At 62.6% G+C, this 9442-nt stretch carries 11 protein-coding genes; 5 read left to right on the top strand and 6 right to left on the bottom strand.

All coding sequences use genetic code 11. The features are described 5' to 3' along the window. Positions 1-78 precede the first annotated feature (78 nt). Positions 79-675, top strand: coding sequence for a MarC family protein (locus BM70_RS0130510; RefSeq protein ID WP_003217330.1), 597 nt, complete (start codon positions 79-81; stop codon positions 673-675). On the opposite strand, the gene BM70_RS0130515 is transcribed toward BM70_RS0130510, so the two are convergent. From BM70_RS0130515 to cobG, 5 genes are all read right to left on the bottom strand, one after another. Then, positions 672-1451, bottom strand: a complete 780-nt coding sequence (locus tag BM70_RS0130515; RefSeq protein ID WP_025859528.1) for a hypothetical protein — start codon at positions 1449-1451, stop codon at positions 672-674. The two genes, BM70_RS0130510 and BM70_RS0130515, sit on opposite strands and share 4 nt — an antisense overlap. A gap of 236 nt (positions 1452-1687) precedes the next feature. Further along, positions 1688-3325 carry a precorrin-3B C(17)-methyltransferase gene (gene cobJ / locus BM70_RS0130520; protein WP_025859529.1) on the bottom strand — a complete coding sequence of 546 codons (1638 nt, stop codon included), beginning with the start codon at positions 3323-3325 and terminating at the stop codon, positions 1688-1690. Further along, the gene (locus tag BM70_RS0130525; RefSeq protein ID WP_025859530.1) at positions 3325-4056 is read right to left on the bottom strand and encodes a precorrin-2 C(20)-methyltransferase; all 732 of its coding nucleotides are present in this window, start codon (positions 4054-4056) and stop codon (positions 3325-3327) included. Before BM70_RS0130525 ends, cobJ begins: the two co-directional genes overlap by 1 nt. After that, on the bottom strand, positions 4056-4682 hold the full coding sequence (locus BM70_RS0130530) for a precorrin-8X methylmutase (RefSeq protein ID WP_025859531.1): 627 nt from the start codon (positions 4680-4682) through the stop codon (positions 4056-4058). The genes BM70_RS0130525 and BM70_RS0130530 overlap by 1 nt, the downstream gene beginning before the upstream one ends. Continuing rightward, positions 4675-6021, bottom strand: a complete 1347-nt coding sequence (gene cobG / locus BM70_RS0130535) for a precorrin-3B synthase (protein WP_025859532.1) — start codon at positions 6019-6021, stop codon at positions 4675-4677. Before cobG ends, BM70_RS0130530 begins: the two co-directional genes overlap by 8 nt. Before the next feature lie 38 nt (positions 6022-6059). Between cobG and BM70_RS0130540 the strand changes: the two genes are divergently transcribed. From BM70_RS0130540 to BM70_RS0130555, 4 genes are read left to right on the top strand one after another with little or no spacing between them, the layout of a single operon-like run. Continuing rightward, the gene (locus BM70_RS0130540) at positions 6060-7265 is read left to right on the top strand and encodes a bifunctional cobalt-precorrin-7 (C(5))-methyltransferase/cobalt-precorrin-6B (C(15))-methyltransferase (protein WP_025859533.1); all 1206 of its coding nucleotides are present in this window, start codon (positions 6060-6062) and stop codon (positions 7263-7265) included. After that, the gene (locus BM70_RS0130545; RefSeq protein WP_025859534.1) at positions 7262-7987 is read left to right on the top strand and encodes a cobalt-precorrin-6A reductase; all 726 of its coding nucleotides are present in this window, start codon (positions 7262-7264) and stop codon (positions 7985-7987) included. The genes BM70_RS0130540 and BM70_RS0130545 overlap by 4 nt, the downstream gene beginning before the upstream one ends. 56 nt (positions 7988-8043) lie before the next feature. Next, entirely contained in the window at positions 8044-8376 is a 333-nt protein-coding gene (locus BM70_RS0130550) for a type II toxin-antitoxin system RelE/ParE family toxin (protein WP_025859535.1), read from the top strand. 5 nt (positions 8377-8381) lie between these two features. Then, positions 8382-8705 (top strand): DNA-binding protein, encoded by a 324-nt coding sequence (locus BM70_RS0130555; protein ID WP_025859536.1) that lies wholly within the window; start codon positions 8382-8384, stop codon positions 8703-8705. Positions 8706-8797: 92 nt separating this feature from the next. Here the strand turns inward: BM70_RS0130555 and BM70_RS0130560 are convergent, their stop codons facing one another. After that, on the bottom strand, positions 8798-9031 hold the full coding sequence (locus BM70_RS0130560) for a DUF6124 family protein (protein ID WP_025859537.1): 234 nt from the start codon (positions 9029-9031) through the stop codon (positions 8798-8800). Positions 9032-9442: the final 411 nt, after the last annotated feature.

Below are 9442 nucleotides of genomic sequence, written 5' to 3' on the forward strand. Positions count from 1 at the left end.
CACAGCAAGCCCCCTTCCACATTTGATCTGTGGCGCCTGATAGACTCGACACACTTTCCCCGCCAAGAGCCGCCCCTCATGCTCCACGTGTTATTCAGCGTCTACCTGAAAATGCTGGTGCTCTACAGCCCATTCTTCGTGCTGTCCTGCTTTATCAGCCTCACCCGTGGCTACTCCAGCAAAGAGCGGCGGCGGCTGGCCTGGAAAGTGGCGCTGGCGACCCTGGTTTCAAGCGTCTTGCTCTACCTGTTCGGCAGGGTGATTTTCAGCGTGTTCGGCATCACCGTCGACGCCTTCCGCATCGGCGCCGGCAGCGTGCTGTTCATCTCCGCCCTGGGCATGGCGCAGGGCAAATCGGCGGTACAGACCGACAACGTGCAGCAGGACGTGACCATCGTACCGCTGACCATTCCGCTCACCGTCGGCCCAGGCACCATTGGTGCCCTGTTGGTGATGGGCGTGAGCCAACCGCACTGGGATGACAAGATCACCGCCATCCTCAGCATTGCCCTGGCCAGTCTCACGGTGGGCGTGGTGCTGTACCTGTCCAACCGTATCGAACGCATCCTCGGTGACCAGGGCTTGCAGATTGTCAGTCGATTGATGGGATTGTTCGTGTGCGCCCTTGCCGCGCAAATAATTTTTACCGGGGTGCGCGGTTACCTGGTGCCCTAGATCCGGTACTTGGCAATCGCCAGTTGCACCTTGTCTCCCGCACTCTCGCGCATCAGTTGCAGGGTCTTTTCGTTGACCACCGAGGTATTCAGCACCAGACACGTCTGCCCGCTGAAGGCCTCGAACGAAGAACTGTCCCACTCAAGGAAGGGCAGCCCCACCTGTTTGCCCACGCCGTGGGTGCTGTAGGTCACCAGCACCATCGTTAATTCGCCGTCTGTTTCAGCACAGGATGCCAGGCCGAAGTCACCGCCTTGGTGCACGGAGCTGTTGCGTTTGAACAGTTCGAATGACGCCGGCGTCTGCTTCAATGCCTCCAAGGCATCCGCCGCCAGTTTCGGCAGCAGGGCAAGCAGCGGCGTGGACAACGGTGTCGATGCCAGCACGCTCGCGATGAGATTCAGCGCCGCCAATTGCACCGTCAGGCCCTTGCCCGAGCGTGAGACCCGTTCGAAGCTGCTGCGTACCGGCAGCCATCCCAGACTGACCATCACCTTGATGAATTCGTCGTACCAATCCTCGGTACCACGGTGCACTTTCAACACCTCGCTGACGTAGCTGCTGGCCAGCAGATAGCTTTTGCGGATGTATTCGCGGTTCAGGCCGGACAGGCCTTCGGCAAAGGAAATCACGCTGTTGTTGACCACGGCCGCGTTGAAGTCGTCCTCCGTTTCCAGCGGCAAGGCCTTCTGTGCGCCGGGCGCCCCCGGCAGCTTGTAGGCCGCAATCAACTTGCGCCTTTTTGTACTGTTGATCCGTCTGTGATGTCGCTCCATTTTGATTCTCCACAAGCACCCCAACGCGAGGCTTATGTCCACCCTAGTCCACTCGCTGGCGGGTTTTCCAGACGACAAAAAACCCTTGGCGCGACACGTCGATCACGACCGCCCAGCAATGACGCAGCGTGCCTGATGCACTTCCGCATTTCGACGCAGAAAAAAGAAAAAGCCCCGAACAACGCCAGGAAAATCCCTGGATCATTCGGAGCTTTCAGGCAGCCGACAGGCTATTTTCAGGAAGCGGGTTTCTCGCCGTACCAGCGTGGCGTGTACACCCACTCACCGCCACCGGCACGCGGGAATGTGCAGGTGGTGGACGAGCCGATCAGCACCATGGTGCGCATGTCCACCTGCTCCGGCGTCAGTTGCCCGAGCGTGGTCACCCGCAGGGTCTGCCCCGGGCGACCGATATCGCGGCCCAGCACCACCGGGGTTTGCGGCGTGCGATGCAAGGCGACGATTTCCAGGGCGCGCCCCAGTTGCCACGGTCGCGAACGCGAGATCGGGTTGTAGAACGCCAACGCCAGGTCAGCCTGGGACGCGAGATCCAGGCGCTTTTCAATGATCGACCAGGGCTTGAGGTTGTCCGACAGCGACATCACGCAGAAGTCATGCCCCAACGGCGCGCCGGCCTGGGCGGCGGTGGCGAGGGACGCCGAAACACCTGGCAGAATCTCCAGGTCGACCTGATGCCACGCCGGGTCGCTGGACTCGTGCAACGCCTCGATCACTGCGGCAGCCATGGCAAACACGCCTGGGTCGCCGGACGACACCACGACCACCGAGCGACCTTGGGCCGCCAACTCGAAGGCGTGGCGGGCACGCTGCATTTCTTCACGGTTGTCGGTGCAGTGCTGCACCTGGTCGTCGCGGAACGGCCCGGCCATACGCACGTACGTTTCGTAGCCGAGCACGTCGGTGCAACGTGCCAGTTCGGCCTTGACTGCCGGTACCATCAATTCGGCAGCACCGGGGCCCAGGCCGATCACAGCGAGGCGGCCGCGCAGACGGCCGACTCGCGACAGGTCCAGCGGCTGCTCGGCGACATCGATGACGATATCGGCCTGCTGGCTGACGCTGACGAAACGCAACGGCACACCCAGTTCCAGCGCCGCGTCACGCAACGACGCTTCGGCCATCTGCGTGTCGCTGGCCAGCAGGCACGCCAGGGATTGCACGGCGATGCCGGCTTCATGCAACGCCGCGCGCACACGCGCCCCCAGTTGCGTGCCGGGCTTGCAGGTCACGCTGACGTTCTTCGGATAGATCAGCAATTCATTGGCAGCGGGTGCGCGCTCGGCATTGCCCACGTGGATCGCCAGGCGCGCCTGGTGATCCTGGGACAGATTGGCCTGGTCCAACCATGGCGCCGCGCCTTCGATGCGCACGCTTTCGCCAGCCAGCAGGTCCGAGACAAAGCGCTTGCCCAGCTCCAGGTCCGCCAGCTCATAACCCTTGGGCGGGTTAAGCAGGCAGGTGCCGAACCGTAATTCGCCACTGGTGGTGATCGCAGCGGCGACGTCCAGCGCAGCGGCGATATCCCGCGCCATGACGTTCACACCGCCCAAACCTCCGAGCAGCGGCACCACGGCACTGCCATCTTCGGCCACGGCCAGTACGGCAGGCTCTTCGCCTTTTTCCAGCAACAGCGGCGCCAGGGTACGGATGACGATGCCGGCCGCGCACAGTGCGATCAGCGGCGTACCGTCCTGATAGAGCCGGCGCAAGGTCGCGCCGAACTCGCTGTAAGCCTGGTCCGCACCTTCAACGCGCCCGGCCAGCCCGTGGATCAGCGCGTCGGGGTAAACCCGCTGGATCTTGCGTGCAGTCGCCAGGCTGCCCTGGCCGAGGATGACAATCGCCGGGGTCATCAACCTTGCCACCGTTCACCGGGCACGATGATCAGCGAGAAGTACGGCGAAGACATCGGCTCCACCTCATCGAGCGGCACGATCTTCTGGTTGGCCATGGTCGCGCGCTCCACATACAACGCGCGCCCGGCCAGGCCGAGTTCTTCCAGCACTTGGCGCACCTTGGGGAAGTTGCGGCCCAGCTTCATGATCACCGCCGCATCGGCGTCGGCCAGGCGGCGCTTCAGGTCCTCATGGGGCAACACGCCCGAGAGCACCGACAGGCTCTGGTTGCGATACACCAGCGGCGCGCCAAGCACCGAGGCGCCGCCGAGCATCGAGCACACACCCGGAATGACCTGGGCTTCGTAGCGCTCGGCGAGGCGGTCATGCAGGTACATGTAGGAGCCGTAGAAGAACGGGTCGCCCTCACAGATCACCGCCACATCACGACCCGCGTCCAGATGCGCGGCAACGTCGACGCTGGCGGCGTCGTAGAAATCACTGATCACTTGCTCGTAGGACATCGGGGCTGGCAATACTTCGGTAGTCACCGGGTACACCAGCGGCATCAGGGTCTGCTGTGGCACCAGATGGTCCTCGATGATGCCGAAGGCGTTGCCCTTCTTGCCCTTGGCCACGAAGTACGCCACCACCGGCGATTCGCGCAACAGGCGCAGGGCCTTGAGGGTGATCAGTTCCGGGTCACCGGGGCCGACGCCCAGGCCAATCAAACGTCCGCGTGCCTGCATTATTCGACCTCCGTGGCCAGGGCATTCACCGCAGCGGCGGCCATGGCACTGCCGCCCAGGCGGCCTTGCATGATCACGAACGGCACGCCACGGCTATCGGCCGCAAGCATTGCCTTGGATTCGGCGGCGCCGACAAAACCCACCGGGAAACCGAGGATCAAGGCAGGTTTCGGCGCGCCGGCGTCGAGCATTTCCAGCAGGTAGAACAAGGCAGTAGGCGCGTTGCCGATCACCACCACGCTGCCTTCCAGGTACGGGCGCCACAGCTCCAGCGCAGCAGCGGAACGGGTGTTGCCCAACTCTCGCGCCAAATCCGGCACGCTGTCATCGCGCAGGGTGCAGATCACTTCGTTGTTGGCCGGCAGGCGCGCGCGGGTCACGCCTTCGGAAACCATCCGCGCATCGCACAGAATCGGCGCGCCAGCGGCCAGCGCGTCACGCCCGGCCTTGCCCGCCCCTTCGGAGAACTGCAGGCCATCGATGGCCTCGACCATGCCGCACGCATGAATCACGCGCACCGCGAGTTTTTCCAGGTCGGCCGGGATGCGGTCCAACTTGGCTTCCGCGCGAATGATGGCGAAGGAGTTGCGATAGATCTCCTGACCGTCGCGGATGTAATCAATCATCGGTGTTGCTCCGTGGACGAGCACGCAACAGGGCGCCCGCCGCTTCAATGGAAAGAGTGCGCGCGTGCAGCCGGCCAAAACCCGGCTGGGCTGCATCGCGAAAATAGAGGTCGTAGTGGCCGGGACTCACCGCCAGCAAGGTGACCGGCGCGACGTGCGCGGCGGCGCAGGAACGTGGGCAGCCGGACAGGTGCACCTCAACGCCAGGGTCCAGGGCAGCGAGTTGCATGGCGTCGGCCTTGGTGCCGGCCAGGCCTTTGCCGCAGCCGCTGGAACCGGTGCAGGCGGTCATGCGCGCCAGGGGTTGGTCGACTGAGCAGAGGAAACCCAGTTGCGCCAGGCGCTCGGTCACGGCGCGAGGCTTTTCGACATTGGGCAGCAGCACGCCCTGCCAGGGGGTGAAACGCAAGGTGCCGTCGCCGTACTCGCTGGCAAGTTGTGCGGCGCCCCTGAGCATCGTCGCATCCAGGCGACCCAAGGGTGCGATGACGGCAACGTAGAACTGATTTTTTTGAGACTGTGGATAAGTCCCGAGGTGCAGCAAAGCCCTACTGGGCGGGCGCTTGAAGCCGTCGACCGGCAGTAGTTTCAGGTTCAGACGGTTCAGCAGGTTATCCACAGGCAGATGGCGCATGCGGGTTTGTTCAGGGGTGGCGAGGTCAAGAAACGCCTCCAGCACCGCCACCACCAGCGCATGGCCCTGCTCCAACGGCACGGCCGCCAACGGCACATCCAGCCCTGGGCAACCGGCCAGGCCGAACGCGACGAGCGTCTCGCCATTGCGGATGAAGGCCGACAGCCACAGGTCATGGGGGTGTTCGAGCATCGCCAGGGCCTCACCGCCATCCAGCTGCACGGCGAATTTGGCTGACAGCTCATGGAAACGCGGGTGGTTTTGCAGGGTGGCCAGAATCTGGTCTGCCAACGGGCGAGTGTCGAACAGCATCTGCGGATCGATACCGGCGCTGGGGCTGAGCATCAGGTTGCGCACATCATCGCCGGCGGCGTTGCTGGGACCCAGGCCTGCGGCCAGCAGCTTGGCGATCAAGGCGTCTTGCTCGGCGCCGATCCCGCGAATCTGCAGGTTGGCGCGGTTGGTCGCCTCGATCACCCCGCCGGCGTAGGCCTGGGCGGCATCGGCGACCGCTTCGGCCTGCTGGCTGGTGATAGAACCGCCCGCCAGTTTGACCCGGCAAATCCCGCCATCCAACGCCTGGACGATGCGCAGCAACCCCGGACAAGCCGAGGGGCGCAAGGTACTCACAGCGGGCGTTGGGTTCACGGGGCTACCGGTTGATGGGTAAAGGCGCGGTATTATGCCTGCTTTGTCCGGCGGCATGAAAAGCCTGCCCGTCGGATGTCGTTCAAGGAATTCATATGTCGCCCTGGCTGACGGTTGTAGGCATCGGTGAAGACGGCTTCAAGGGGCTGGGCAGGAACGCCCGGCATGCCCTGTTGCGCGCCTCGCGGATTATAGGTGGTCAGCGCCAACTGGACCTGTTGCCAGTGTGTATTCGTGGCGAACGCCAGCTGTGGCCGAGCCCGTTTTCCCTGGAGCCGGTGCTGGCGCGGCGCGGAGAGCCGGTGTGCGTGCTGGCCAGCGGCGACCCGATGTTCTATGGCGTGGGCGCCAGCCTGGCGCGGCAGGTGGCCGCTGAAGAGTGGCTGGTTTTGCCGGCGCCTTCGTCGGTGTCCCTGGCGGCGGCGCGGTTGGGCTGGCCGTTGCAGGACGTGGTGACGTTGTCCGTGGTGGCCCGACCGTTGGCAGCGATCAATGCTCACCTGGCCAGTGGCGTGCGCTTGTTGGTGCTGAGTAATGACGGTCGCAGCCCGGCGTTGATCGCCTCGCTGCTGGCTGAGTCCGGGTTTGGGCCAAGCCGGTTGAGTGTATTCGAGCACCTGGGCGGCGCGGATGAGCGGCGTATCGACGGTCTGGCGGGTGATTGGCCACACGCTTCAGTCGCCGATCTGAATCTGGTCGCCATCGACTGCGTGGCCTCTGGCGCAACACCGCGCCTGTCGCGTCTGGCAGGCCTACCCGACTCAGCCTTCAAACACGACGGCCAACTGACCAAACGCGATGTGCGCGCCATGACCCTCGCCCGCCTCGCGCCGATGCCTGGCGAATTGCTGTGGGACGTGGGCGCGGGCAGCGGTTCCATCGGTATCGAGTGGATGCGTGCGCACCCGAGCTGCCGTGCATTGGCGATTGAAGCCGATGAAGGCCGCCAAGGCCTGATCGAACACAACCGCGACGCCCTTGGCGTGCCGGGCCTGCAACTGGTTCGCGGCAAGGCGCCAGACGCGTTGCAAGGTTTGGAAGCACCGGACGCCATCTTCATCGGCGGCGGCGTCACCCGCGACGGCGTGCTCGATGCCTGCTGGCAACAGTTGCGGCCGGGCGGCCGCCTGGTCGCCAATGCCGTGACCCTGCAAAGTGAAATGACCTTGATGAACTGGCGTGCGCAACATGGCGGCGAACTGACGCGCATCCATGTGGCGCAGGCGCAGCCATTGGGGGAATTCGATACGTGGCGGCAGGCGCTGCCGATCACGCTGCTGGAAGTGGTCAAGCCGCTATGAAACGCATCCTGCTCTTGGGCGGTGTGACCGAAGCGCTGGCCATTGCTCGTACCTTGGGCCCGGAACATATCTACAGCCTGGCCGGGGTTGGACGCGTACCCACCGACCTGACCTGCCAGGTGCGGGTCGGTGGTTATGGTGGGGCTGAGGGGTTGGCGCAGTTTGTCCGGGATGAAGGGATTGGGCTGATTCTCGACGCGACCCATCCGTATGCCGCGCAGATCAGTCGCAATGCGGCCGAGGGGGCGCAGTTGAGCGACGTGCCATGTTGGGCCTTGCGGCGTCCGGCGTGGCAGCCACAAGCGGGAGATGATTGGCGGGAGGTCAGTGACTGGGCTTCGTTGATTGAAGCGTTGAGGCCGTTCAAACGCCCGCTGTTCACGCTGGGCCGCGAGCCGTTGCAACACCTTGATGAAATCCCGCCGGAGCAATTCTGGACACTGCGCGCGCTGGATGTGTACCCGGGGAATGCGCGCTGTGAAGTGATCGGCGCGCGCGGGCCGTTTTTAATCGAGGATGAGCGCGCGTTGTTTGAGCGGCGTGGGATTGATGTGTTGATCAGTAAGAACAGCGGTAGCACGGCGACGGAGCCGAAGCTGGAGGTGGCACGGGAGCGTGGGGTGCCGGTGTTGGTGTTGAAGCGGCCGGTGTTGGCGCAAGTAGATCGGGAACTCTTGTCGCCTGAAGAAACACTCATCGCGTTGGCAAATTTCATTCGATAAGTCAGGATCGCTCGCTTGCTTGATTAGTAACCTATTTGTTACCTTCAGGACGGCAAATGATTGAGATTGAAGAATACCGACGCGATAACCAGTCCAGCCCGTTCGATGAGTGGTTTTCATCTTTGAGTGTGCCGGCAGCCACCCGAGTCGCCACCGCTTTGGTTCGACTCGAAATGGGCAATACCAGCAACATCAAGTGGTTCGATGGGCTGGGCGAATACCGCATCGACTGGGGACCGGGCCTGCGAATCTATCTGGTACAAGAAGCCCACCGACTCATCATCCTGTTCGGTGGTGGCGACAAATCCAGTCAAAAGCGCGATATCAAAGTCGTGAAGTCGCTGATCAATGAACATCAGCGTGACAAGAAATTGAAACAACAGAGGTAACCAGCATGGCGCTTACCCGCAGCTACAAACACACCATTGCCGAACGCGCTCAGCGCGACCCTGAATTTGCCCAGGCCCTCCTCGATGAGGCTGCCACGTTGTTTCTCAATGGTGAGCCAGAAGTTTCCCGTGTCATTCTGCGTGATCTGGTCAACGCCACAGTAGGCTTTGAGGGCCTTGCTAAAGAAACGTCAAAACCGAGTAAAAGCTTGCACCGGATGCTGTCAGCCAGTGGTAATCCAAGCATGGATAACCTAGCGGCGATTTTTGCGGTGATTAGAAAAGCTCTGGGTGTTGATATGCAGGTCCACGGAGTTCCCACAGCATAAAGTTGCAACACCGGGCCTGAGCTGGCTTGCCAGCGATGAGGCCCACAGGTTCACCGCAAGTCTCAAGGGCCTCATCGCCGGCAAGCCGGCTCCTACCGTGCAGATACGGCGTGCAAACGATCCGCCAGCAACTGCGCCAGCTCAATCAACTGCGCGACGCCAAGCAATTCTTCGCGTGGCGCGCCTTCCAGGTTGAAGGCAATGTCACAACTCAGCGCATTGGCTGAGGCGAGGGTTTCGCTGAGGTTGACTAAAAGGTCTTCGCTGCTGATTCCATCGGTCACGGTGAAAAGGCGGACGGGGGGATTTGGGGTGGGTTTGATCATTGTGAAGCTCCTAAGGAAAGTGGAGCTGCCATTGATCGCCGCGACGCGATGGGGGTGGCAGCTGTACGCAGGTTCGCGGACCGGTCCTTAGGAAACCCGGCATACCCGAAGGTATCCCGCGCACAGCCGCCATAGCGCCGCACAGTAGACGATAAAAAAGCGCCAACTGAAAGCAGACGATGACGCTTAGCGTCCATAGGAACCCGGGCCGCGACGCCCGACCGCTGAGTTTGCAGCGGTGTACGGAGACTAGGGCTTGAGTTTCCTAGGGGCAACCTTAAAGGCTTGTCGGATATTTCTGTCGAATGACTCCATATTCGAGCCGAGCGCAATCCAAAATATGGGAGCGGGCTTGCTCGCGAAGACGGTGTGTCAGTCACCACATGTATTGGCTGACACTCCGCTTTCGCG

Origin of the sequence: Pseudomonas sp. CHM02, assembly GCF_000612585.1 — a bacterium.
Lineage (GTDB): Bacteria > Pseudomonadota > Gammaproteobacteria > Pseudomonadales > Pseudomonadaceae > Aquipseudomonas.

Coding starts and splice junctions, on each gene's coding strand:
- BM70_RS0130545 (WP_025859534.1), top strand. CDS start 7,262: ATGAAACGCATCCTGCTCTTGGGCGGTGTGACCGAAGCGCTGGCCATT.
- BM70_RS0130525 (WP_025859530.1), bottom strand. CDS start 4,056: ATGCAGGCACGCGGACGTTTGATTGGCCTGGGCGTCGGCCCCGGTGAC.
- BM70_RS0130530 (WP_025859531.1), bottom strand. CDS start 4,682: ATGATTGATTACATCCGCGACGGTCAGGAGATCTATCGCAACTCCTTC.
- cobJ (WP_025859529.1), bottom strand. CDS start 3,325: ATGACCCCGGCGATTGTCATCCTCGGCCAGGGCAGCCTGGCGACTGCA.
- BM70_RS0130550 (WP_025859535.1), top strand. CDS start 8,044: ATGATTGAGATTGAAGAATACCGACGCGATAACCAGTCCAGCCCGTTC.
- BM70_RS0130540 (WP_025859533.1), top strand. CDS start 6,060: ATGTCGCCCTGGCTGACGGTTGTAGGCATCGGTGAAGACGGCTTCAAG.
- cobG (WP_025859532.1), bottom strand. CDS start 6,021: ATGCCGCCGGACAAAGCAGGCATAATACCGCGCCTTTACCCATCAACC.
- BM70_RS0130515 (WP_025859528.1), bottom strand. CDS start 1,451: ATGGAGCGACATCACAGACGGATCAACAGTACAAAAAGGCGCAAGTTG.
- BM70_RS0130510 (WP_003217330.1), top strand. CDS start 79: ATGCTCCACGTGTTATTCAGCGTCTACCTGAAAATGCTGGTGCTCTAC.
- BM70_RS0130555 (WP_025859536.1), top strand. CDS start 8,382: ATGGCGCTTACCCGCAGCTACAAACACACCATTGCCGAACGCGCTCAG.
- BM70_RS0130560 (WP_025859537.1), bottom strand. CDS start 9,031: ATGATCAAACCCACCCCAAATCCCCCCGTCCGCCTTTTCACCGTGACC.